Annotated in this window: 1 protein-coding gene; it reads right to left on the reverse strand. The window is 61.8% G+C overall.

What is annotated here, in order from left to right; translation table 11 throughout:
• Nucleotides 1-228, reverse strand: a 228-nt coding sequence (locus AF337_RS25850; RefSeq protein ID WP_152971195.1) for a DUF4384 domain-containing protein, incomplete at both ends; no start/stop codon positions are given.

Raw genomic sequence — 228 nt, forward strand, 5'->3', positions numbered from 1 at the left:
TGCAGCCGGGCGCCACTTGCCGGATCCGGCACCTGCACGCGCTTGCCGGCGCCGACCAGGGCATCGGTCTGGTACTTGTTCGGGAAAAGCTTCACCACAGAGCCGTTCGGCGAAACGTTCAGCACCGTGACATAGCTGTTTTCGGTCGACTGGATGAAGAGGCCGACAACTTCGCCAATGGCGTATTTGGCCTCGGCGCGATCGAAGGTGATGCTGACATGCCCGGTC

It is taken from the genome of Rhizobium ecuadorense (genome assembly GCF_001187535.1).
GTDB classification, from domain to species: Bacteria; Pseudomonadota; Alphaproteobacteria; order Rhizobiales; family Rhizobiaceae; genus Rhizobium; species Rhizobium ecuadorense.